General features: G+C 49.7%; 17 protein-coding genes. 1 reads left to right on the forward strand and 16 read right to left on the reverse strand.

The genetic code is table 11. From position 1 onward, the window contains the following. Positions 1-70 precede the first annotated feature (70 nt). From ACSR9A_RS23940 to ACSR9A_RS23980, 9 genes are all read right to left on the reverse strand, one after another. Positions 71-1,765, reverse strand: coding sequence for an ABC transporter substrate-binding protein (locus tag ACSR9A_RS23940; RefSeq protein WP_473759974.1), 1,695 nt, complete (start codon positions 1,763-1,765; stop codon positions 71-73). A gap of 110 nt (positions 1,766-1,875) precedes the next feature. Continuing rightward, the gene (locus ACSR9A_RS23945; protein ID WP_473759975.1) at positions 1,876-2,766 is read right to left on the reverse strand and encodes a carbohydrate ABC transporter permease; all 891 of its coding nucleotides are present in this window, start codon (positions 2,764-2,766) and stop codon (positions 1,876-1,878) included. A gap of 12 nt (positions 2,767-2,778) precedes the next feature. After that, positions 2,779-3,741 carry an ABC transporter permease gene (locus ACSR9A_RS23950; RefSeq protein WP_473759976.1) on the reverse strand — a complete coding sequence of 321 codons (963 nt, stop codon included), beginning with the start codon at positions 3,739-3,741 and terminating at the stop codon, positions 2,779-2,781. 310 nt (positions 3,742-4,051) lie between these two features. Continuing rightward, the gene (locus tag ACSR9A_RS23955; RefSeq protein WP_473759978.1) at positions 4,052-4,699 is read right to left on the reverse strand and encodes a cyclase family protein; all 648 of its coding nucleotides are present in this window, start codon (positions 4,697-4,699) and stop codon (positions 4,052-4,054) included. A gap of 25 nt (positions 4,700-4,724) precedes the next feature. Further along, a complete protein-coding gene (locus tag ACSR9A_RS23960; protein ID WP_473759980.1) occupies positions 4,725-6,293 on the reverse strand; it encodes a response regulator transcription factor in 1,569 nt (522 codons plus the stop codon). Next, positions 6,286-8,094 (reverse strand): sensor histidine kinase, encoded by a 1,809-nt coding sequence (locus ACSR9A_RS23965; protein ID WP_473759982.1) that lies wholly within the window; start codon positions 8,092-8,094, stop codon positions 6,286-6,288. The genes ACSR9A_RS23960 and ACSR9A_RS23965 overlap by 8 nt, the downstream gene beginning before the upstream one ends. 293 nt (positions 8,095-8,387) lie before the next feature. After that, positions 8,388-11,273, reverse strand: a complete 2,886-nt coding sequence (locus ACSR9A_RS23970) for a glycoside hydrolase family 3 C-terminal domain-containing protein (protein ID WP_473759984.1) — start codon at positions 11,271-11,273, stop codon at positions 8,388-8,390. 56 nt (positions 11,274-11,329) lie between these two features. Continuing rightward, positions 11,330-13,738 carry a glycoside hydrolase family 95 protein gene (locus ACSR9A_RS23975; RefSeq protein ID WP_473759986.1) on the reverse strand — a complete coding sequence of 803 codons (2,409 nt, stop codon included), beginning with the start codon at positions 13,736-13,738 and terminating at the stop codon, positions 11,330-11,332. A gap of 257 nt (positions 13,739-13,995) precedes the next feature. Continuing rightward, positions 13,996-16,317 (reverse strand): beta-galactosidase, encoded by a 2,322-nt coding sequence (locus tag ACSR9A_RS23980; RefSeq protein WP_473759988.1) that lies wholly within the window; start codon positions 16,315-16,317, stop codon positions 13,996-13,998. 175 nt (positions 16,318-16,492) lie between these two features. Between ACSR9A_RS23980 and ACSR9A_RS23985 the strand changes: the two genes are divergently transcribed. Next, the gene (locus tag ACSR9A_RS23985; RefSeq protein WP_473759990.1) at positions 16,493-17,377 is read left to right on the forward strand and encodes an AraC family transcriptional regulator; all 885 of its coding nucleotides are present in this window, start codon (positions 16,493-16,495) and stop codon (positions 17,375-17,377) included. A gap of 336 nt (positions 17,378-17,713) precedes the next feature. On the opposite strand, the gene ACSR9A_RS23990 is transcribed toward ACSR9A_RS23985, so the two are convergent. The 7 genes from ACSR9A_RS23990 to deoC form a co-directional block, all read right to left on the reverse strand. Next, positions 17,714-17,917, reverse strand: coding sequence for a hypothetical protein (locus ACSR9A_RS23990; RefSeq protein WP_473759992.1), 204 nt, complete (start codon positions 17,915-17,917; stop codon positions 17,714-17,716). Between the two features lie 136 nt (positions 17,918-18,053). After that, on the reverse strand, positions 18,054-19,172 hold the full coding sequence (locus tag ACSR9A_RS23995; protein ID WP_473759993.1) for a GNAT family N-acetyltransferase: 1,119 nt from the start codon (positions 19,170-19,172) through the stop codon (positions 18,054-18,056). A gap of 211 nt (positions 19,173-19,383) precedes the next feature. Then, the gene (locus tag ACSR9A_RS24000; protein ID WP_473759995.1) at positions 19,384-20,892 is read right to left on the reverse strand and encodes a DHA2 family efflux MFS transporter permease subunit; all 1,509 of its coding nucleotides are present in this window, start codon (positions 20,890-20,892) and stop codon (positions 19,384-19,386) included. A 271-nt stretch (positions 20,893-21,163) separates the two neighbouring features. Continuing rightward, a complete protein-coding gene (locus ACSR9A_RS24005; protein ID WP_473759997.1) occupies positions 21,164-22,465 on the reverse strand; it encodes a pyrimidine-nucleoside phosphorylase in 1,302 nt (433 codons plus the stop codon). Positions 22,466-22,520: 55 nt separating this feature from the next. Beyond that, a complete protein-coding gene (gene deoD / locus ACSR9A_RS24010; protein ID WP_338555475.1) occupies positions 22,521-23,228 on the reverse strand; it encodes a purine-nucleoside phosphorylase in 708 nt (235 codons plus the stop codon). Positions 23,229-23,306: 78 nt separating this feature from the next. After that, positions 23,307-24,488: a NupC/NupG family nucleoside CNT transporter gene (locus tag ACSR9A_RS24015; RefSeq protein ID WP_473759998.1), complete on the reverse strand. Its 1,182-nt coding sequence runs from the start codon at positions 24,486-24,488 to the stop codon at positions 23,307-23,309. Between the two features lie 152 nt (positions 24,489-24,640). Next, positions 24,641-25,309 carry a deoxyribose-phosphate aldolase gene (gene deoC, locus ACSR9A_RS24020; protein ID WP_473759999.1) on the reverse strand — a complete coding sequence of 223 codons (669 nt, stop codon included), beginning with the start codon at positions 25,307-25,309 and terminating at the stop codon, positions 24,641-24,643. Positions 25,310-25,657: the final 348 nt, after the last annotated feature.

The following is a 25,657-nucleotide window of genomic DNA, read 5'->3' on the forward strand; positions in this document are numbered from 1 at the left end:
ACATAGCATGCCTATTGACAGAAATGAAGGAGAGAACTCATTTAAGAGTCCTCCCCTCCACAGCAACCCCTTACTTTTGCGCCCAGAAATCAACGCGGTCTTTAACCATTTGCGTAAACTGTTCGTTCAGCTTGCTGGCACCTGCTTTGTCTAGATCTGCCATGAAGTCATCCCATACTTTGTCGAAGTTTTCCGGCTTCGCCAAAATCGCTTCTGGAACACGCTTTTTCATAATATCTTGTGTTTTTTGGAAAATAACATCAGCTTCCGAGCCTGTTTCAAAATTCAGGTTCCACGCTGCGCCGTAAGGACGCTCTGGGAACGCATCGTCTGCAGGCCAGAACTCTTTGTACATTTCCACTTTATATGCAGCAAGAGTCTTTTTGTCCGCTTCCGAATATTCCGCTTTAAACTGCTCAGGGAATTTCGTTGTATAGTAGTTGCCTGTCGAATCCTTAACGCCATCGCCGTAACGAGCCGATATCATGTAATTTTCAATACCTGTCGTTTTCTTGAATTTATTGCCGTCGTTTGTTTTGAGATCTTGAATTTCTTGTTTGAATACGCGTTTGCCATCCACAACCTCATAATGCTTGCCTTCAATTCCCCAGTTAACGAGAATTTGGCCTTCTTCAGAAGCAAGGTAATCCAGGAACTTGATCAGACGAACAGGATCTTTAGCCGATTTTGTAATCGCAATACCATGTCCTGCCATGTAGCCTGTGCCTTGGTAAGAATGATCTTGATAGCTTTCATCCAGTGTTACAGGGAAGCGCGCATAAGTCGCACCGAATTTGCCTTCTGCTTTCAGCGAGTTTTCCGCTTGTGCATAGTCCCACTTCTGGTCGATAATGCCGATTACGCGGCCCGTTGCGATTTTAGCTTTGTACTGGTCATATTTTTGAACGAAGCTTTCTTTGTCCAGAAGACCAATATCGTTCATATGGTTCAGCCAGCGGAAGTACTCTCTTTCTTCCTCACGTTGGTAGTGCAGCTTCGTCTCGAATGTTTTCTCGTCAATAGCGAATTCGCCATTATCCGGCAAGCCCGTTGCGTAGAATGCAGGGTTTGTTACGGAAATTAGAATTTGCCATTCGCCGCCGTTAAGCGACAAGCCGATTCTTTTTTGTCCATCCTCCGTTGTCGGGTTTTGCTCAATGTACGATTTAATGGCATTTTCGTAATCTTTAACGGTTTTGATTTCAGGGTAGCCCAGCGCCTCAAGTGCCTGATGCTGAATTTCGAAGCCACCTTCGGCATCAAAATAAGTTTGGCCTACACCAGAAGACGGTAGCTCATAAATAGCTGGATCATCTTTGCTATAGCGAAGACGGTTCAAATATTCGCCGTATACTTTTTTAATATTAGGGGCGTGCTCTTCAATCAGATCCGTCAGGTCGAGAAGCGCGCCAGCGTCAACCAAGCTTTTTACGCTGCCCTTCGCCATAACCATGTCCGGATACTCTCCACTTGCTGCCATCAGAGCGAACATGTCGGTATCTGATCCGCCAACCGGGAACTCCTGCTGCATCGTAATGCCTGTTTTTTCTTTCAGAAATTTACCGATGTCGCTTTCCATGTTATCCCAGTCTGGGTTGAGGTCGCCAGCTACCAGTCTTACTGTAATTGGCTCCGTAGAATCCCCTTCCCCTGTATTGCCCGTATTGCCTGTACCTGCTTCATTATTGCTGCCAGAGCCGCATGCTGTGAAAGTCAAAGCCGTTGCAAGCAGCAAGCCCATTAGAGCGGTTTTCTTTTTCTTCATCTTCGTGTTGCCTCCCTTTTAATCGGTATTAAATATGAAGCGATAAACTTGTATACAACAGGAAACCTGTTATTACCATATGGAAGCCCTAAAGCCCGCCGGCCCGCCCACTAGCTCTTGACGGAGCCGAGCGTCATCCCTTTGACAAAATATTTTTGCAGGAAAGGATAGACGACTAAAATAGGCAGCGTAACGACCATCGTAATGGCCATCCGGATGGATTCTGGCGATACCGCAGCCAAGTTTTGCTGTACGTTCGCATCACGGTAATTAGAGCCGGACTGCGTCGATTGCAGCACCTTCATCAGCTCATATTGCAGCGTTGTAAACTGAGGGGCCTGCGGATTGTACAAATACGTATCTAACCAAGCATTCCAGTGTTGTACCGCAATAAACAGCGCAATTGTCGCCAACACAGGCTGGCAAAGCGGCAGGATGACCCGCCAGAAAATCGTAAAGTCATTGGCGCCATCGATTTTTGCTGACTCTTGTAGAGCATAAGGCAGTCCATCAATGTAGGAGCGGACGACGAAAATGTTCCAAACGCTCAAAATAAGCGGAATAATATATACCCAGAAGCTGCTCATCAAATTTAGATTCTTCATCAGCAAATAAATAGGAATCATACCGCCGGAAAAATACATCGTCATCGCGAAAAGCGGTGAAATCAGCTTGCGCGCCTGAAATTCGCGGCGGCTAAGCACAAACGCCATCATCGAAGCCGACAGCACTCCGATAATCGTACCGATAATGGTACGCAGCACCGAGTTTTGGAAACCGGTCAGCAATGTCTTATACTGAAAAATCGTAATATAGTTTTCCAAGGTGAATTTTCTAGGCAGCACCGTAATGCCGCCTTTCACCGTATCCATCGATTCATTGAATGAAATAGCGAGTACGTTCAAAAACGGATAAATCGTAATTAATCCAGCAAGCCCCATCACAATATATATGATGACGTCTGTAATAATCTCTGATCTAGCTCTAATGGTTCCCTGCATGATTGCTTCCTCCTAAATAACCGATTCTTTCGTAATGCGTTTGTAGATGGCGTTAGCGCTAAACACGAGTATAATGCTGACGACGGAGTTGAATATGCCGATCGCCGTACCGTAAGAGAAGCGGCTCATTTGAATGCCATACTTCAGCGCATATAAATCGAGTACCTCGGAATAATCGACAACGAGCGGGTTGCCGAGAAGGAATTGCTTTTCAAAGCCAATGCTGATCAAATGACCAATGGACAAAATAAACAATACCATAAAGGTGGTACGAATACCGGGTAGTGTAATATTCCACATTTTACGGAATCTTCCTGCTCCGTCAACGGTTGCTGCTTCATATTGCTCGGGATCAATGCCCGCCATAGCCGCCAGGAATATGATTGAGTTCCAGCCCGTTTCCTTCCACATATCGGACATCGTTACAATGCCCCAGAACCAGCTGCCTTTCGTCATAAATTGAATCGGCTCATCTATCAAATTTAGCCACATGAGCAGGTCGTTGACACCGCCGCTATCTGTGGACAGCATTTTGCTAACAAGGCCAGCGACAACAACCCAGGATACAAAGTGGGGCAAATATGAAATCGTCTGGATGGAGCGTTTGAAAAATTGGCCTCTGATCTCATTGAGCATTAGGGCGAAAATAACAGGTACGGTAAAGGAGACGATCAGTCCCATAATACTCATGCCAAGCGTATTGCGCAGGACGAGATAAAAGCGTTCATCTCCAAACAACATAATGAAGTTGTCGAGGCCGACCCATTTTTGTTCAAAAAATCCTTTGGCCGGTTTATAGTTCTGGAATGCCATCACCCAGCCCCAAAGCGGTACATAGCTGAATACGAAAACCCAGATGACGAACGGAATGGACATAAAATACAAGTATTTCTGCTGCTTCATCCGGTCCCAGAAACGATTGGCTTTGCTTTTGTTCACATTAAGCGGGTGTTCTACGGTTGGTAACGATTTCATCTCTGCTCCTCCTAAAAACTTCACTTTCACACTACATATCCGTGAATTTCTCTCTTTATTATGTTCTCATCATAACCGATAGCGTTTTCGGCTCGGCACCCGACAAATTCCACCTAAAATCATATAAAAATACGTACAGGCTGCTTTTTATGTGATTTTGATATGATTTTTCTGCAAAAAATGAGGTATTCCGGCTGGATCATTAGCTAAAAATGACGGATTTCGTAAAAAAACGCCCTCCGCTTGAAAGCAAGAAGAGGGCATTTTTGGAAAATAAAATATGTAATTGGAAGTTTATTCACCTATTTCGTTATGACTCTACAATGGCAATCGCACGCACCGGCGCGCCATCGGCATTCCGAAATTTGAGCGGCAAAGCACAAAAAGTAAATACCCCTCCGCCTATTTGATCCAAATGAATTAAATTTTCGACGATAACCATTTTTGATTGGGAAAAGATTTTGTTATGGATCGTCAAATTCGCATCCGAAATCGGGTCAACGCCAATAACATCGAGGCCAACACCTTTTTTACCGCTGCTGATTAAATAGTCGGCTACTTCCTCCGTCATATAGGGATAATCACCAAAATACGCATCCGTTCCCCAATGCTTGGACCAGCCCGTATCAAAAAGCAGAAAGTCAACCGAATCGGCCAGCGGACGCACCTGTTCAATATAACGCATCGTAATTTGCTCGCCAGCCTGTAAATCGCCGCATGAAAGGACAAGCGCTGTCCCGACGAATTGCTGGGCAGGAATATGCTCCAGCGTCGTTCCATCTGCGAATATATGGGCAGGCGCATCCATATGTGTGCCGGTATGAGACGCAAGCGTCAGCAGCGTTTCTCTAAACCCGTCCTTCTCATACGTGCTCAGCGTTTCAAGCGTTGGCTGCGGCGTGCCGGGATAAACAGGCGTTTGTTCGAAAATGGTATGCGTCAAATCGATGATTTTCAATCCGTTTTCCCCCTTCACTTTACGTCTAGGACTCCTGCCGCTCGGCATCTGATTTTACCATGCCTTTGAACGAGGAAGGCGACAGCCCTTTATATTTTTTAAATTTAGCGTGAAAATAATCGACGTTCGCATAGCCGACCAGCTCGGATACTTGATGGACCTTGAGCCCCTGCTGCAGCAGCTCTACCGCATGGCGCAGCCGCACCTGATCGAGATAGGTGTTGAAATGCTCGCCGGTGAAATTTTTAAACATTTTGCCCAAATAGCCGCTATTGTAATTAAACAGCTCTGCCAGCGTTTCCAGCTTTAAATTTTCCGCATAATGGCGCTCAATAAAACCGGTAATTTGCTTAATGACCGATACATTGCTGGAATTTCCGAGACGGAACGCAAGCTGCGATAGGCGGTCCTCCAGCAGCAGCATCATCTCGTCATAGTTCGTCTGCTTGTATAAATCCGTTACAATTCGCAGCTCGTCCTGAATGGCCAGCTGCACATGAACCGCCGTCAGCTTGTTCAGCACAATCGTCAGCATTTGCGCAAAGCTGGTTTTTATGCGCTGCTCGGAAAGCCGGCTCGTGCTCGCCAGCTCCCCTGCTTCCTGCAGCATCAGCCGCACGCCATCCTGGCTGCCGATGTCGAGCATATAATACAGCTTCTGGGCCAGCTCCTGCAGCCGTAATTGGAGCTGCTCCTCATCCGCCTCTGCGTGCACAGCCTGCTCCTCGCCACTAACAAGATGAAGCTCGCCGCTTGACAGCCGGAAGCTGTGCTTGATGGCCGCAAGCACGGCTTCATAGCTGCTCGGCAGCTGTACAAGCGCAGGCACTGCCTCGCCAACGACAGCGATATAACGCTGCTCCTGTGCCGCCTGCTGAACCCACTGCCGCAGCAGCTCGCCCGTGCCTTGCTGCACGACGTAATCTTTCAGCAGCACAGCGGTATACGCGCCTGAGCTAAATGTCCAGCCTGCCCGATTGCTCTGTACGACACTTGTCAATCTGCGCCTCGCCGCAATGCTTGCCGCCGACGTATGCTCCTCCGTTCTTGACCACTCGATGAGCAGCAGCTGGTAGCTCTTGGCCGAATCGCCCGTAAGCTGCTTCAGCTCCTTCCATATTTCCGGATAGCTGGCCGCATCTCCCGATACAGCGAGCTGCAGCAGTTCCTCCCGGCGCAGCGTCTCCCGGTGGCCGAGACTTGCCGCCTCCTCAGAACGCTTATCGAGTACTCCCGCGATGCGTACCACGTTCTCATGCAGCTCTTCATCATCAACCGGCTTCAAAATATATGCATCAATGCCGAACTGAATGGCCCGCTGCGCATAGCTGAAATCAGCATGCCCACTCAAAACGAGAAAATGGCAGGAGCTGTCGATTTTGCGAATTTCCTCAATCACCTGCAGACCATCCATCCTCGGCATGCGTATATCCATTAAAATTAAATCGGGGGATAGCTGGCCGTGCTTAATTAGCGCCTCTGGGCCGCTAGCTGCTTCCCCTACCCATACAAATCCAAGGCTTTCCCAATCAATAATTGAGCGCAGCCCTGCGCGAATCATCGGCTCATCATCAACGATAAGCAGCTTATGCATCCTCTTGCCCTCCTTGCGCTTGCGGGATTTCAAACGAAATGGTCGTTCCACCGTCTTCCCCGCCGCTCTTAATCTGCAATCCGGAAGCTTGTCCATAGAGCAGCACCAGCCGCTGATGAACATTGCGCAGGCCAATGCGATATTCCTGCTCCTCGTCCATATCCCCCAGCGCCAGCATAATTTCATCCATTCGAGCTTCCTCAATACCAATGCCGTTGTCCGATACTTGCACATGCAGCACCCGATCCTGAAGCAGCGTCGTCACGGTCACACAGCCACCCTCGTCGATGTTTTCCAAGCCATGAATGACCGCATTTTCGATCAACGGCTGAATGATCAGGGGTGGGATTTCCAATGACTGCGCACCCGGGTCCAGCTCCAAATTAAAGGTAAGGCGGTCATTGCCGTAGCGGAACTTCTGAATTTCCAAATAGCAGCGAACAATTTCCAGCTCATCCTTCAGTCGTATTTTACCAGCGCCAATTTCCAAATTGCGGCGAATAAGCTTGCCCAGCATGTGGACAATCGAAGAAATTTCCGTCTCGCCGTTTACGTGGGCTTTCATGCGAATCGACTCCAGCGCATTAAATAAAAAATGAGGATTAATTTGGCTGGCCATCATTTTCAGCTTAATATCCTTCTGCCTCAGCTCCAGCTGATCCTGCTGCCGCTGCGACTCGGAAACCTCGTCCATCAGTCCTCTAATGCTGACCACCATATTGTTGAACTGCCGCGAGAGCAGCCCAATCTCATCATTGCCGTCTACCGTAGACACCGTCGTCAAGTCGCCCATTGCTACTTTGTTAAGATTTTTGTGCAGCAGCAGCATACGCGAAGAAAGCAATCCCGAGAAAAAATAAATAAGCACAAACGCAATGGCCAGACTAATAGCCATAATCGTCAGCCCCAAAATACTAATGTGATTCGCTTCGCTGACGATGCTATCGATCGAGAAGACGGATACGATGCGCAAACCATTGCGGCTTGATTGTGGTGTGAGCTCCTCCATGACAAGCCGAGAACGCTTGCCTTCATACAAAATTTCAAATGTGCCCGCCCCTTTCCCAGACAATTGGCTGGAGAAATCGAGCTTGGACAAATTCAGCCCCACCTGCTTCGGATTGCTGGCCGCCACAATATAGCCGGAATCATCAAAGATCATCGTATCGAAAGGCTCCTGGCTAAGCAGCGCATTCAGCTTCCCTTGATTAATGCCAATGACCAGCACGCCGCTTGAGCGAAAGGTAGGAAAAGGTATTTTTCGAACGAGGCTGAGATAATTGTTATTTTTCTTCGTCTCATCCTTCATGTACATCCAGTGGATGCCGTCTTCCCCCATCGCACTTTGGTACCATGATGCTTCTTCAGTGGCTTTGCTTGTTTTGATGAATTCCCAGTTATCGAGAATCGTTTGGTTTGTCGTATAGAAGCGAATATTGTTGATTTCTGAATACAGCTGCATATAATCTTTAAACGCCCGAAACTCCCACAAGGCGCTTACAGCCTCAAACGTAGATTCATAATTGGTGTTCACCGTGCTGCGCAGAGAGGTATCAAACAGCATCTTATCCGAAATCGTAATAGGCATGCGAATGATGTCATCCGTCTGCTTCTTGATCTTCTCAACGTTGTTCAGCGTCTGCTGCGTCGCCTGACTCAGCACATTTTGGCGAAAGGCCGCCGTTAATATAATACCAACTAGCAGCACCGGAATGCAGACAACGAGCAAAAATGAAATCATCAGCTTATGCTTAATGCGAACATCGTTCATTTTCCTGACGATTAAGGGTTGTTTCTTCACTCGGCAATTGCCCCTTCTTCAGTTACTTCATATATTTCCAGCGTAAAATCGCGATGTACATGTAAGAAAGCGTTCTCGAAAGCCCCGCCTCTATTATAAAATGCAGCATCCCAGATGTACACCCTGCCCGCCGCTACTGGCAAGGTGAAGCGGCTTCCGCCGTCCTCTGGCGGCGCGGCGCGTTTCAGTCCGAGAAATATAGAGAAAGGATGGCGAAATCATATCCTTTCCTATATTTAAAAAAGACCGCAAGTTCATAAAGAGCCTGCGGCCTAACGATCCTTGATATGCTTTTAGGAAAAAATAAAGCTGCTCACCCGCACGCTGCCGCTCAGCGCAATATAGACGTCCGCCTGCGGGGAAATGCCCGCTGCAAGCGATGCCGAAACGCTCTGCCACTGCTGCTCGCCGCCAGCCGGCACCGTCAGAACGGCTGCTTGCTCAGCATCAGCCGCGCCAAAGCGCACCGTCAGCGTGCCGCCAGTCAGGCCGCCGCTAACCCGCGCCTCGAAGTCCGCTGGAGCAGCGCTCCATTGCACATCAGCAAAGCGTATCCAGCCAGCATTTGATGCGTCAGTCAGCCTTATGCAAGTGCCGCTTTCTTTGCTTTCATCAAGCAGCACGGCGGAATAATCGTCGTAGTTTTCCGCGCGCGTCAGCTGCCTCAGCGTTCTTGGCGGAATGCTCTCGCCTTCGATGGACAGCTCGGCTGTCAAGCGGATATCGCTTGACGAGCTGCCTGCCATCAGGCTGTAAACGCCTGACTCCAGACAGAAGCGGTCCCGCGTCACATCCCACACGGAAAGCTCAGCTGCGCTAATCGCGATCTGGACCGCAACGCTTTCCTGCGGCTGCAAGTATACGCGCTCAAAGCCAACAAGCTGCTTCACTGGACGTTTAACACGCGAGGCATTCGCATGGGCATACAGCTGCACGACTTCGCCAGCCTCCACACTGCCTGTATTTGTTACTCGAATGCTTGCCATCCAGCCTTCGCCTGCTTCAGCTGGGGCAATGCGCAGGCTGTCGAAGGAGAATGGCGCATACGTCAGCCCATGTCCAAATGGATATAGCGGCGCATCCTCAAAATACAAATAGGTTCGTTTTCCTTTGATAATATCATAATCCATAATGTCGGTAAGCTGCTGCTCGATATGGCTGTACCAGGTCATATTCAGCTTGCCTGCCGGCGCGAAATCGCCGAACAGCACATCAGCGACCGCATTGCCCAGCTCTTGGCCAGCATGGGCCAAATACACAACCGCTGGAAGATGTTCCTGCGCCCAATTAAGCTCAAACGGATAGCTGCCGATGACGACGGCGATTACGTTCGGATTAACCGCATATACTTCCCTCAGCAGCTGCTCTTGCGCTGCCGCAAGCGTATAGCCGGGACGGTCCGTTTCTTCCTTGCCGTTAATAAGCGGGTTGTTGCCGACGAATACAATCGCCGTTTCAGCTTCGCGTGCTGCCGCTACTGCTGCGGCAATGCCATCAACGGTAATGTCCAACCTAAAGGCACCTTTGTGCTCTTTGTCACCACAGTTGCCGCTTCCGCTGTTAGCTGCGCTGCCCGCGTTGTCTTCAGCTGCTTCTGGCGTACCGCCTTCCTCAGCTACAGTCAACAGCTGCTTGCCAGCCTGCTCCTTTAGCACAACTGGTTTATTATCCCATGTAAGAAGGTCCGTTGTGCCATCCGCTTTCGCATCCAGGCGCAGCACTTCCTTTACATACCAGCCATAGGCTTCGTCCGCTGCTGCGGCAATATGGACATCATCCGCGCTCGTCGCAAATTTGCCCGTGGATTTGCTTTGCAGCGTCAGGCTGTTCCAGCCCCAATCGCCTACCTCAAACGTCTCCGCTGAACTGCCAGCGGCGACCTGCAGCACACCGTTGTCACCGAGCGATATCGGCGATCCATCTGCGGCAGATCTCAAAACAACCTGATTGCTGCCGCTCGTAAACGTAACCTTTTTGCCAGCCAACTTCTGCTGGATAGCGGCGAACGGCGTAACCGTATAAGGGAAAGTGCCGGAGTACCAATCGCGATACACGACATCGCCGAGCGGCCCAATGACCGCTACGCTGCCCAGCTTGCTGCTGTTAAGCGGAAGCGTGGCCTTTTCATTTTTGAGCAGCACGATCGACTCGCGGGCCGCCTGCAGCGACAGATCGCCGTGGGCAGGAGCGCATAAGACGGACTCGGGCACATTCGCATAAGGATGATCCGCATCAAATTCGCCAAGACGGAAACGCACGCGGAACGTATTGGTCAGCGCTTTGTCGAGATCCGCTTCCGCAAGCAAGCCTTCGGACAATGCTTCATGGATCGCCCCGCAGCTGATTTCCTTATCGTCGGTAATGCTGTCTATTCCAGCTTTAATCGAATGGGCGACTGCTTCCTTGTACGTATCATAATAATGATGATCCTTCACCAGGCCGATTAAGTCGCCAGCATCGCTGACGATAAACCCATTCATTCCCCATTCGCCCTTAACGACCTTGTTCACATCCTCATGCAAAATCGTCGGGACGCCGTTTACCGAATTGTACGACGTCATCATGGATTGCGCGCCGCCCTTGACGAACGCGGGCTGAAAAGCACGCTGGTAATATTCCTTCATATTGCGCGGATCAATGCTCGCCGAGCAGCTGCCGCGATCTATTTCATTGTTGTTGGCGATAAAATGCTTCAGCGTCGCAACCGCTTTGAAAAATACCGGGTCGTCGCCTTGAATGCCTTGCACGAGGGCCGCCGTAAGCTCGCCCGTCAGCTTTGGATCTTCTCCATAAGCTTCCTCCGTCCGTCCCCAACGCGGGTCTCGCTCCATATCGACGGTAGGCGCCCACAGCGTGAGGCCATTTACTTCGGGGCTGCGCTGATAATAGACGCGGGCTTCATCACCGATGACCGAACCAACAGCCTTCAGCAGCTCCGGATTCCAGGTACAGCCAAGACCGAGGGGCTGTGGGAACGAGGTCGCTTCGCCGAGCCAAGCCAGACCATGCGCCGCCTCCGTTCCATGCTTGTATGGTTTGACGCCGAGCCGCTCAACGGCAGGCTGATATTGCACCATTAGCTCTACTTTTTCCTCCAGCGTCAGCCGCGATACGAGATCGCGCACACGCTCCTCTATGTCCAGCTTGCCGTCTAAAAATGGATACTGCTGTTCTGTCATGGTTTTCCACTTCTCCCTTATGCTAAATCTTCTATATATAGGTGTGTGATTTAAGCTTACAACGCTTCCTTAGGCACAACGGTGTATACAGCGCCAGCCGATGTTTCAAACGGCTCGCCCTGCTTCGCTACAACTGTGCCTTCGCCTTCCGTCCGCACCGCCAGCTCCAGATCGCCGCTGCGCACCTTGCATGGCGAGCCTGAGAGCGACTCGATGCGGGCTGACGCAAGACGTCCATTTTTCCATTCCATATCGATAATGAAGCCGCCGCGTGCCCGCAGCCCTTGTACGGAACCGTTCGGCCATGCTTTTGGCAGTGCAGGCAGCAGTGAAAGCTCCTGCGTATGGCTTTGGAGCAGCAGCTCAGCGATGCCCGCTGTCCCGCCGAAATTCCCATCAATTTGGAACGGCGGATGATCGTCGAACAAATTCGGATGCGTCGAGCGGGAAAGCAGCGTCTCAATAAAATGATGCGCCTGCTCCGGCTCGCCCAGCCTTGCATACAAGTTAATGAGCCATGCGCAGCTCCAGCCCGTATGGCCACCGCCGCTTGCAATCCGCTGTCTCAGCGATTCCCGTCCAGCTTCCAGCAATTCTGGCTCCTTCTCCGTATTGATCAGAAAACCCGGATACAGGCTAATTAAATGCGATACATGGCGATGTCCCGGCTCATGATCCTCAAATTCCTCAACCCATTCCATCAGTCTGCCATCCGAGCCAATCTGGAATGGCGGCAGCTTCGCCAGCGCTCCCTGCCACTCGCTGCGCAGCGCCTCATCCTCGCCTAGCAAATCAGCTGCATGCAGGCAAAGCGTAAATAGCTCCTTAATGAGCGAAATATCCATAGTCGTTGCCATAGATACGCTGCTTGTGCCGCCGCTGCCATCTGGCAGCTTGTACATATTTTCCGGCGAAGTGGCCGGAATCGTGACGAGCACGCCATCTTCCGTCTCCTGCAGCCAATCCAGACAAAACAGAGCGGCTTGCTTCATAACGGGATACGCCCGTTCTCGCAAATAATCCAGATCCGGATTAAACGCATAATGCTCCCATAGATGTAGGCAAAGCCAAATGCCGCCGAATGGCCAGAAGGCCCAGCTCGGATGCCCGCCCGAAGGGGTCGAAGCCCGCCATAAATCCACATTATGATGGGCGACCCAGCCGCGCGCATTATAATGAATAGACGCTGTTCGGCTGCCGGTCTGGCTAAGCTCGCCAATCATATCAATCAGCGGCTCATGGCATTCGCCCAGCCCACAAATTTCCGCATGCCAATAGTTCATTTGCGTATTGATGTTCGTCGTATAGTTGCTGTTCCATGGCGGCTGTACCCGGTCATTCCATATGCCCTGCAAGTTGGCCGGCTGCGTGCCGGGCCTTGAGCTCTGCATAAGCAAATACCGTCCATATTGAAAATATAGAGCCTCCAGCTGCGGATCAGCCTCTCCCCGCTTATAGCCTGCAAGCCGCTCATCTGTTGGAAGCAGCGCATTCGGGCTAGTACCGAGATCGATAGCTACCCGGCGGAAAAGCCGCTGATGCTCGGCAATATGCTGGCTGCGCAGCTCCTCATAGCCAAGCTCCGCTGCAATCGCAAGCGGCTGCTCGTTTTTAAGCGCCAATGCTACGGAATCGTTAACCGGCATTACCTGATAGCCGGCAAAATTGGACGCGGCCGCCAGCAGCAGCGTAACCGTGCCATGCCCGCTTACAACAAGCGAACTGCTGGCGCCATCTGCTTCATTGACGATACTGGCCGAGCCTGCACCGAGCACCTGCAGCCTTGCCTCGAAGGAAACACCGCGGCCCTGCTCGTAAAGCACCGACCTCGGATGATCCTGATGATAGTTGTCGGCAATATGGGAAGGGCATGTACCGCTCAGTACAAGCGCGCCGTCGCTACCTTCCACCAGCTGCACCGGATGCGGCGACTCCAGCCCTGCCGCAAGGGAAATCTCCCCGCCATCCAGCGCTTCATAGCGAATGCACAGGACTTGGTGAACAGCGCTTACGAATATTTCATGGCGATAGGATCGGCCTTCTACTGTATAGGCAGACGAAGCAATTCCTGTACTCAGGTCAAGCTCCCGGCGATAAGCGGACGTTCCGCTTCCGCTCCCTAGCTGGCGATGCTCCATATAAAGATCGCCGAGCGGCTGATAAGCCTCCGTGTTCATGCCTAGCATTTTATCCTGCACAAGCGTCTCGGCCTCGCCGTATTGCCCAGCGAAAATAAGCTCGCGCGATTTTTTCAAATACCTCAATGCTTCATAATTGTTCGTATCGCGTGGAAATCCAGACCATAACGTATCCTCGTTAAGCTGCACTCTCTCCTTGTGCGCATCTCCAAATACCATGCCGCCCAATCGGCCATTGCCGATCGGCAGCGCTTCCTCCCAACGGCTCGCTGGCTGCTTGTACCATAGCTTCCATGGCTGAATATTTTGCTGTTGCTGCGTTGTCACTGCGATGGTCACTCCTTTAGTTTTATGGTTCGTCGCTCTTGCAGCGCCGTGGCTCAAATCCGTCGCCAAGCTTATATATTCATCATAAGCCAGACCTCTTCCTTTGCAGTACCCTCAATATTAAGGACAAAGTCATATATAAATTAGTACCTTTTCCGTCAAAAAACGCTTAAAAACGACAGCAAACACGCCTGTTTCCCAGCGCTTGCTGCCTGCTGGGATACTGACGTGCCTGCTTGTCGCCCTCCATTAGCGGCTTATTTGAACACTTGAGACAACGCCGTAACATAATGCGGCACCGCCTTAATCTCATGAAACGCTGCGATTTCCACACCTTCAAAGCGCTCCACGAACGCCTGATTCACAAACGTATGCGTTGTACCTTTTCGTATAGGAGTAATGGCGAGCTGCAGCTCATTATCCAGCAGTTCATTTTGGAAGCCCTTCAGCCCAATGGGCCATGCTTGGCCATAATGGATATGGTCCGTCAGCAGCTCATTATTCAAATACGCAGCGGCTACATCGCCATCATATTCAATATGAAGAAACAAATCCGCCACCTGCTCTGGCCAAGCAGCATCGATTTGCACAGCCGCATGACGATTTGACGTCTTATTGATGAGAAGCTGCGGTTCATATGCTGCTACCTTCACCTTATAAAGTTGGAGCAAGCCTTCGGTTGCTGGAGAAAGGCTGCCTTGGCTTGATTTAATATCCGCTGCGGCTGCCGGATACATGGCAACTTGCCATTCCGCCTTTCCAGGCGAGGTGCAAATGAGCTGCTCGCCGGATACATAGAGATGGCTGTCGCTGATTAGCAGGCGTTCCTCTCCCCACAAGCGGAGGCGATATGTGCCCAGCGCCTCTTCTCTAGAGAGGATAAGGATACGGACGACATTTCCGTCTTTACGCCTTACTTCAGTTAAATGCTGCTTGCCTGCTGCCGGATGTACAATATAAACTCCACTTTGCTGCTCCACTATACCGCCACCATCGCTAGTTACGCCCGCGACCATTTCCTCGGAAATAATAAGCTCTGGGATCAGACCCTCATGCGCATAAAAGACAAGCAGCGGGTTCTCTGTATCCGTAAGCTTCGTCAGAGGCTGAACGGTAGCGGAAACGATATGAATGCCTGCTGCTTCCAAGTGGAACGGCAGCACCGCGCTAATTCCTTGCTTCAATCGCAAGCTGCCCGTATGAGGAAATCTCGCCTGCCCTTTGGACGATTCCAACGTCACACTTACATCTTCCCGATCAGGCATGTCCACATGATCCTGGAAATTGTTCAGAAACAAGAAGCCCGAGCCATCCTTTTGCCGCAGGCAATAACGCAGTGCCTCCGTATTTTCAGGATGCAGCTCCGCTTGACCTTCCGGCAGTACCGTTCCCATTGGCGCCAAACTTGCGCCGTAAGCTTCCATGAACAGGCTGAGCGTGCGGATACGGTCATATGATTCGCCAATGCGTCCAAACTCGCCCAGCGGAGACTGGTAATCATACGTTATTTTCGGCAAGCCGTATTCATTGAGAAAACCATTTTCCCCGCGCGGATTTGAGCCGCCATGATACATATAATAGCCGAGCAGATTGCTGCCGCTAGCCAGCTTCACAAGCGTCATCGCTTCCACGCTGTCCGGGCTCACATGCGGCCGAGCCGTGTAGCTGACCTGCATACCTCCTGCCATCTCGCAGTAGGCCACCGGATATTGTGCAGAAGGATAATTGACCTGCTCCATTGGTGTTACATGCAGATCGCGGAAAATATATTCGCCGCTCGGCGGCTGATTTGGAATCCATGGCGTATACGCATAGCCTGCAAGCATCGGGAGCGTGTCCGTCTCAGGCACCGCTGCTCCTCCCCATGCAGTAGCTGTAAAGAACAGCGGGCGAATGCCCGATTGTGCCGCAATCGCTTTGAGCTTGTCCAAATGCGCATTGCCGCCCGTGCCTGAAGACATGAATACGCCGTTTTTATAGCCCCATGAGTCCAGCGGAGCGCCGCAGTGCATAAATTCATTTTCGAGCTGAATCGCAACAACGGGGCCGCCGTCTTGAAACAGCGAGCCTTTCATCTGCCTTGCTATTTCGCGGTACAGACGTGCTGCGTATTTCAAATACAGTTCATCATTTGAGCGAATGACGAGCGGCTTTTCGAACACCCAATCCGGAATGCCGCCATTACGCACCTCGCCGTGGCAGAAAGGACCGATTCGAAGCACGAGCGGCAGCTCAAGCTTAGCGCAAAGATCAATAAAATGGCGGAGATTGCGGTTGCCATTCCAATTAAAGCGCCCTTCCTTCTCCTCATGGTAATTCCAAAATATATAGGTTGCGATTACGTGTACACCGCCCGCCTTCATCTTGAGCAGCTCTTCCTCCCAATACAAATAAGAGAATCTAGAAAAATGAAACTCGCCGACAACCGGAATAAACGGCTCACCATTGCGCGTCATGTAAAAATTCGTAAAACCGAAGCTTTCCCCTTTCGGATTGCTTCCTTTATTGCTCGACAATACGCCCGTCGTAATTTCCTTATTGCACTCATTCAGTTTTACAGCTATATGATGTTGATTCATTACGCTATTACCTCCTTTATCTTCCTCCACTGTACCGTGACTATGCCCGTCTTTCCATTGACAATTGTCTGTTCCTAATGGAGCATATTCTGATTTTGTAAGAATGCAGCGCTTGCGGCTCGAAGCTCCCTCCGCTTACAATATAACCATAAGGAACGAGGAGGCTTGCTTCACCATGCTCAACAAAAAAACACAAGGCTTCGAGACGGAGAAGCTGATTGTTTTGCCCCCCTACCAGCTGGAGGAGATGACCAGCCACCCGATTATTCGCCAAGCCTATGTAACGGATATCGGCTATTTTCACCGTGCCAAGCATCATTATCGAGAGCGGCCTAAGGGCTGCGATTCTTATATTTTCATCTATTGCACGAATGGAGAGGGCTGGATTAAGCTCGGCAGTGAGGAGACGATTCAAGTAACGGAGAAAACCGTCTCCATCATCCCCGCCTTTACTCCTCATAGCTACGGGGCCAACACGGCGAACCCATGGAGCATCTACTGGTTTCACTTTCGTGGCGAGGAGCTGGTGCAGCTGCTGGAAAGCCTTAGCCTTGAGGCAGCGCTGCTCCACGTGTCGCTGCCGGAGGCGGAGAAAATCGTCGAGCTATTTAACCAATGCTACGAGCTGCTGTCGGCCAAATCCTATTCGGTTATTCATCAGCTGCATATTTCGCAAACGGTTCGTTATTTGCTGAGCTTCATTTCGCTTATTCCAAGGCGCAAGCAGGATGAGAAAATGCTCGCCTATATTGAACAGGCTATACAATATATGAAGGAACGGCTGGAGGGCCATTTAACCTTAGAGGATTTGGTTACGCGAACGCGCATTTCCAAGCAGCATCTTAATCATCTATTTAAGCAATCTACCGGCTATGCGCCAATCGACTATTATTTGCGGCTGAAGATGCAGCGGGCCGGCCAGCTTTTTGACCTTACCGACCAAAGCGTGAAGGCGGTCAGCCTGTCGCTCGGCTTTAAGGACCCGTATTATTTTTCCCGGCTGTTTAAGAAGATTATCGGCGTGTCGCCTACGGATTACCGCAGGCAGCTGAAAGGCTAGATCGTTATAGTCCATTGACCATAACCGATAAATTCATCAACTTTCGCCTGATAGATTAAGAGACTAGCACATCTCCGTGCCATTTTAATAGAATGTATAATCCGAAGCAGAAGGGGGATTGCGTTTATGGAGCTTAACCGGGAGCTATTGCGTGCACATGCCGCTGCTTTGCTCTCCGCAAGCCTCCAATCAGGTAACAATGAGGTAATATCGGGAATCAGGGCAAAACCGTTAGGCTGAATGGGAGACACCAGCGGGAAAAGCGTCTTGCCCTGCGTTATGCAGGCAAGGCGCTTTTGGTATTCCTTTTTACAATATACAAGCGCTGAGATTCGTTCAAATTTCTATTTTTTCAAGCTTTTCAAAAACACCATCTGTGTTTCCAAAATACAAATCAACGATTTTTAATGCCTGGTTTTCAGCTTGAACCAACACCTGAAGATTCATTCCAGACCCTTGGTTTGAAAATGGTAAACTTACGTAGTAGAGATTTCCATCAAGTTTCTTGAACTCTGCTTCATTACAGAATTTTCTATCCATCCAATCCCAACTGCTAGCATAATAACAATTGAGACACCAAGCAGCCAGAATCTTGGTTTTCGATAATTTAACACGCTTTTAATCCTCCCTTTTACATTCCCCCACCAAAAGCAAACAGATTTCCATTCAAATTGTCTCAGTATTTATCAATCTTGTACCAGAATATCGGTAGTGGAAACCATCCTACGGGCGCAGTAACTGCCATATAACGACTGTGCTGTGTAAGCAGAAGCGTCTGAGCCTGCTGCTTAGTAAGGACAACTGCATCTTGCTTAGCAGACCGCTCGACAGTCACGCCGCTCGCATCCACTCGCGCAGTAATCGGTTGACCGTCCATGACTGCGGAGAATTCCCCCTGGACAATCCCTGTCGTCTTGAACTTTAGAGTCAGATAAGCCTTCAATACATTGGCAAAATCCAGAATATGATACATGTCGGATGTCTCGATAACATAGTCTTCAGCAAGGCTGCCCAGAGTCGCATTCAGATAAATGTCATATTCTGGCGTAAAAATAGAAATCCGCTCTGCTCTGCTATATACCATATAAGCCTTGATAGTCCGCGAAATATCGTCCTTATTTTCCATCGCGAATTCAGATATTTCATCGCCTGCTTCGTTTACGATCAAGTACCCGATCAACTTACCATGATCCAGGACGCCCAGCGCATTTTGATGAAGAGTGTTGAAAATAAGTGGCAATTGCTGCACGTTCCGTTCAACATAAGCAAGCCGCGAGGTGTTCATGCTATGCGCAAAGGCTTCTGCTCCTTCAATCTCGAATAACGGGCAGAAGGTTATTCCTGTGTCGTTCACCTGTCCTAAGGCATGGCGCACATTGGCCTCTCCCACGAAATACTTGAACTTTACACCGCCAAGAGTGAAGCCAAAATACTCATATCTCTGTCGCTGACCATATAATACGACCATATCATACGTATCGCGCAGTTTTTCAAGCCACATGTTCATGAGCACCTTCATATGCCCTTCGCCACGCGCACGAGGATGGACCGATACGGTACCCAAATAGCAGGTTCGCAGCGTATAGTCGCATACCGTCATAGGCTCTGGAAAAACGGCCACCTGTGCGCGCAGTCTGCCTTTCTCATCCACAGCAACCATATGCATCGCTGAAGAATCTACGCTCTTTTCATACGCTTTGGGCATTAGAGTTTCAAAATCTAAGCTAAAAGCATAGTTGGCTAAATCTATGTATTCATCGCGCTCATTCGGATTTGCTATTCTGTATGTAACCATTTTCCCCTATCCTTTCAGTCTGAATATTAACTACCTTCCTAAAACTATAATTCTAGATCCCTATTCAATATCCTGCCGTGCAGCTCGGGCAGCTATAGTAGAGATCGACAAGGAACTGGCGACTTCAAGAGCCTGCGACAATAAAAAAAATACGCCAGACCGCCGCTGGCGAACCAGGCGTCTGACGTAAGCTAGATTGAATTGAATTGAATTAATGCAGTCCCTCAAGCCCCAATTCCTGCTTGCTCTTCTGCTCTTCCGCACCCGCCTGTACTTTCACTCTGCGCAGGAACAAGCCGAGGAAAATGCCGACGATGGCAATGACTAGCATAATGCCGAACGTATAGCCGAAGGCTTCCGGCGCTACAGCAAGCGTCGCTTTCTGTACTTCTGCAGGTGTAGTAAGCGGCAGCTGTTGATCTACAATCAGCGTCTTAACTCGTGATGAGAGCACTGTAACTAAAGTAGCAACCGCGAAGGAGCTGACAACTTGCTGCAAAGCACTTGTCAGCGATGTTACCCGGCTGACGAGGTCACGCGGCGCTTTTTGCAGCAAATGCGAGTTGAGCGGCATCATCATAAGGCCGGAGCCCATGCCCGCCATTATGAGCGGAAGCAGCAAATCTCTGCCCTCTGTCGTCAAATCGACCTGCGTATATTGAAATATCGCACCGGATACAAGGCTAAGGCCGATAACGACAAGCCATCTTACCCCGATTTTATCAAACAAATAGCCGCCAATCGGCATCATAAATGCGGAAGCAAGCGCCTGTGGAAACAAAGTCAGCCCCGTATCAAAGGCGCCGTAGCCGCGTGCCTGCTGCAAAAATTGTGGAAGCAGGAAAATCGCGCCGAAAAGCGAAAATTGCAGCAGCCACTGCACAAAAATGCTGAACGAGAAGTCAACCGAGCGGAACACGCGAAGCTCCAGCAGCGGCGTTTTTGACCGCAGCTCTACGATAATAAACGCGATGAGCGCGATACCGCCGATAACTAGCCCACCAATCGTTTTATCGGACGACCAGCTTTCCGCCCCTTGCGTAACCCCATAAGATAAGGAGGCAAAAGCAAGCGGCCCTAAAATCATGCCTGGAATATCAATGCCGGTCACCTGCTTGCGCTCCGTCTTCGGCAGCTTCCAAAGGCCGAATATAAGGCTGAAAATACCGACCGGAATATTAATCAGAAATATCCAGTGCCAGGAATGATATTCCACGAGCCAGCCGGCCAAAATCGGGCCAACCGCAGGCGCGAGCAAAATCGGCACGCCCATCATCCCCATCACTTGCCCCACCTTATTCGGCGGGCTTAACCGAAATACATAAGCCATAGCAACCGGCATAACGAAGCCGCCGCCGAGGCCTTGAATAATCCGAAATACAATGAGCCACTCGGCACTGCTAGGCAATGCGCATAGCAAGGATGCCAAGGTGAAGGCTACAACCGAGCCCAAAAATATATTTTTGGCCCCAAAACGATCCGAAAGCCAGCCCGAAAGCGGAATGACCGCCGCCGTCGCCAGCATGTAGCCCGTTACCGTCCACTGAATCGTTGGCAAATCGGTATTAAAATCAATGACGAGCCTGGATAACGCGACATTCATCGCCGTTGAATCCAAAATAACCATAAATATGCCTGAAATAATGGCGATCATCGGTACGATGATGCTTGCCAAGCGGAATTCAGGCTCTGCGCCGCCCTTCGATGCTGTTTGCGACATTTATTCTCCCCCTCTAGCCTATCAACACAAGATGACTTATGTACCCATTTCCCAATGGACATCTGTCCCCTCACATATAATAAGGGCATTTTACCTTATTGTCAAATATTTTAGTTGTTAAGTATTTGTAGGTTAAGCATTTCGGTTTGTTTACCTTATAAACCTTTTATAAACCGTTGCCTAGCCGTTTCCTAGCAGCACAAAAACCGCCATCCCGGCAGCACTTGCACCCGGATGGCGGTTTCCATTTTATACCCAAATGGCTTTATTTCTACTCGGTTATAGTTCCGTAGATCAAGACAGGAGCTTCGACTTTATCGCCGATACGGATATTGTCATAAATTTTCGCGAGCACATCGTCCACATTTTCACGATTGGCATGAATGGTTACGAGCGATTCGCCGGCTTTGACGGTGTCGCCGACTTTTTTATTCAGCATCAGGCCTACTGCCAGATCGATTTCCGAGTCCTTCGTCGCGCGTCCTGCGCCCAGCAGCATCGCTGCTGTACCGATTTCGTCAGCAACAATCTCCGCTACGACACCGTCCTGCTTCGCTGGCACTTCGATCAGATAAGCCGCTTGCGGCAGCTTCTCCGGATGGTCAACAACCGAAGGGTCGCCGCCCTGATTGGCAATAAACACCTTGAATTTCTCTAGCGCTTTGCCATTGCGAATGACTTCCTTCAGCATTTCCTCCGCCTCTTCCAGCGAGCTTGCTTTGTTCGCCAAATAGACCATTTGACGCCCTAACGCCAGACAGAGCTCCTCCAAATCTTTTGGACCTTTGCCTTGCAGCGTATCAATCGCTTCCTTTACTTCCAAAGCGTTGCCGATTGCAAAGCCCAGCGGCTGGCTCATGTCGGAAATGACCGCCATCGTTTTGCGTCCAACGTTGTTGCCGATGCTCACCATCGCGTGCGCAAGCTCCTTCGCATCGTCTACCGTCTTCATGAAGGCGCCTGCGCCTGTTTTCACGTCAAGCACGATAGCGTCGGAGCCGGCAGCGATTTTTTTGCTCATGATCGAGCTTGCGATCAGCGGAATGGAGTTGACGGTAGCTGTAACATCGCGCAGCGCATACAGCTTTTTATCAGCTGGCGTCAGGTTGCCGGATTGGCCGACGACCGCGATTTTATCCTTGTTCACGAGACGAACGAATTCTTCCTTCTCCAGTTCAACGTGAAAGCCAGCAATTGCTTCAAGCTTATCTGTCGTTCCGCCGGTGTGGCCGAGGCCGCGTCCCGACATTTTCGCAACTGGAATATCCAGCGCTGCAACGAGTGGGGCTAGAACGAGCGTCGTCGTATCGCCAACACCGCCAGTGGAGTGTTTGTCTACCTTCACGCCTTCAATGGCCGACAGATCGATCGTATCGCCGGAATTCACCATCGCCATTGTTAAATCAGCGCGCTCCTGCTCCGTCATATCCTTGAAGAAAATCGCCATTGCCATTGCGCTGGCCTGATAATCAGGAATTTCGCCTTTCGTATATCCTTGAATAAAAAAGTTAATTTCTTCAGCGCTCAGCACTTCACCATCGCGTTTTTTCTCAATTAGGTCTACCATTCTCATGCTGCATTCTCCTCACGATTTAAAATAATAGCTATAAGCCAGGCAATCTTGCCTATTACAGGGAAGTTACCGTTTCCAGCGCCACTTCCATCATGTCATTAAATGTGCTTTGTCTTTCAGCAGAAGTCGTTTCCTCACCCGTCAGCAGGTGGTCGCTTACGGTCAAAATCGTCAGTGCATTGACGCCATATTTTGCAGCGAGCGTATAAAGCGCCGTCGTTTCCATCTCAACGCCAAGCACATTGTGCTCCATCAGCTTCTCGACAATGGACTTATCATCCCGATAGAAGCTGTCCGAGCAGAAAATATTGCCGACATGCAGCTTGAGGCCTTTGGCTACGCCGCGCTCGTAAGCCGCCTTTAGCAGCTCGAAGCTGGCAATTGGCGAGAAGTCATAGCCGCCGAATACGTGGCGATTCATGCTGGAATCTGTACAAGCCGCTTGCGCCAAAATAACCTCGCGCACGTTTACGCTTTTTTGCATGGCGCCGCATGTGCCGACACGAACGAGATTTTTCACGCCATATTCACGAATGAGCTCATTGACATAAATGCTGATGGACGGTACGCCCATGCCTGTTCCTTGCACGGAAATACGCTTGCCTTGGTACGTTCCTGTAAAACCCAGCATACCGCGCACTTCGTTGTAGCATGTTACATTTTCCAAATACGTATCCGCAATATATTTCGCTCTTAGCGGGTCACCTGGCAATAAAATCGTTTCGGCGATGTCGCCCTGCTGTGCATTAATATGAACACTCATTGAAATATCTCCTCTGCTTCGTTAATTAGTTAATTAATTAGTTAATTAATTAGTTAGTTACTTACTTAGTTGCTTCGTCTAAATGAAAATCCCTGCAATCGTCGCCGACAGCACGCTTACAAGCGTTGCGCCATAAAGCAGCTTCATGCCGAAGCGCGCCACGACATTGCCCTGCTTCTCATGCAAGCCTTTTACCGCGCCTGCAATGATGCCGATGGAGGAGAAATTCGCAAAAGAGACGAGAAACACCGATACGACGCCGACTGCTTTGGCCGAAAGATCAGGATATTTGCTAATTTCGAGCATCGCTACAAATTCATTCGATACCATTTTCGTGGCCATAATGCTTCCCGCATCAACGGCATCTTTCCACGGTACTCCCATAATAAAAGCGAAAGGAGCGAAAATAAATCCAAGGATTTGCTGAAATGAAATGCCGAGAATGCCAAGAAACAAACCATTAACCATGCCAATGAGGGCAATAAAACCGATCAGCATCGCCGCGACGATAATCGCAACCTTGAAGCCGTCCATAATATATTCACCCAGCATTTCGAAGAAGGTCTGCTTCTCCCCCTCCTCCTGTACTTGCAGCACGTCTTCGCCTTCCTCTACCGTATACGGATTAAGAATCGAAGCGATAATAAAGCCGCCGAACAGGTTGAGTACTAGCGCGGTCACGACATATTTCGGGTCCAAAATTTGCATATACGAGCCGACGATCGACATCGATACGGTGGACATCGCCGAGGCGCACAGCGTATACAGGCGATGCTTCGGCAGCAGGCCAATTTGCTTTTTGACCGAAATGAATACTTCCGATTGGCCTAAAATAGCTGAAGCAACCGCATTATAAGACTCCAGCTTGCCCATGCCATTCACTTTGCTTAACACAAATCCGATGCCCTTTACGATAAAGGGAAGGATTTTCAAGTATTGCAAAATGCCAATTAGCGCGGATATGAAGACGATGGGCAGCAGAACCGACAGGAAGAAGGAAAATTGTCCTTCATTTAAAATACCGCCAAATACAAAGTTGATCCCTTCCTGCGCATAGGAGAGCAGCTGTTCAAACACGCCGGAAAAACCTTTGATCAAGGTCGCGCCCGCAATCGTATTTAATAGGACAAAGGCAAGAACCACCTGCAAAATGATCATGATGGCAATCGGCTTGAAACGAATATTTTTCTTATTGTTGCTGACGATATAGGACAATCCTAGCACAACCAGCAGGCCTAATAAAGCTACGATGTATTTCATAGTTGCCGCCTCCTATTTTTTCATGATTATGGAAGTTGATTGGCTGAATAGAGCGCTTACAAAGCAATGCTGATGCCTCCTCTCTTGCATTTATCGTGAAAAGCGGGCCACCCCTTCGGAAAGGAGCAGCACCGTGTTCTATGGTTACTTCATTAATAAGCGGTGCTGGATTGCTCGCCCTGCATTATTTTCACACCAGAGCTTGCGCCAATGCGAGTTGCGCCTGCTTCGATCATTTTTTTCATATCCTCAAGTCCGCGTACGCCGCCCGATGCTTTCACTCCGAGCTTGCCTTGGACTGCTTTGCGCATGAGCGCTACATCTTCAGCTGTCGCTCCGCCAGTGGAGAAGCCTGTCGAGGTTTTTACAAAATCGGCTCCGGCTTTCGCCGAACGCTCGCATGCACGAACCTTTTCTTCATCGGTTAGCAGGCTTGTCTCAATAATGACCTTCACAATCGCTTTGCCTGCAGCCGCATCAACAACGGCTTTAATGTCCTGCTCCACATAGTCATCGTTGCCGTCTTTCAAGGCGCCAATATTGATGACCATATCAATTTCATCTGCACCATTTGCAATCGCGTCGCTCGTTTCAAAAGCTTTAACGGCGCTCGTCGATGCCCCTAATGGAAAGCCGATAACTGTGCAAACTTTGGACTTGCTTCCGGCTAGCTGCTCAGCGGCAAAAGCGACCCAAGTCGGATTTACACAAACCGAAGCAAATTCATATTGTTTCGCTTCCTCCGTCAGCTTAGCGATCTCTGCTTTCGTCGCGTCGGCACGCAGCAGCGTATGATCAATCATTCCAGACAAATTTAACATGACCTGTTCCTCTTCCCCATATACGAATTCTCAAATACAAACTTAGTTTAGCATGAATTTGATCATATGTAAACATACATATGGACTTATGTTCATTTAATGAAGCTGCGAAACACCGAATCCCACCTTTTCACCAATTATTTTAATATTTTACCCATTTACGCTGTCTATCACTCATCAAAATATGAACAAATGTAAAATTTAATTTTTAACAAAAAGAAAAACGCCTTCGTAACTTCGTTCCTGCTAGAGGAATCGAATATTACGAAAGCGTCCTGAATGCCCTCTTACTGGTGGGCATGGGTAGAATGGGCGGCATGATGCCTATTCACATCTGGTCAAACATTT

Source organism: Paenibacillus sp. R-74696, assembly GCF_055814915.1.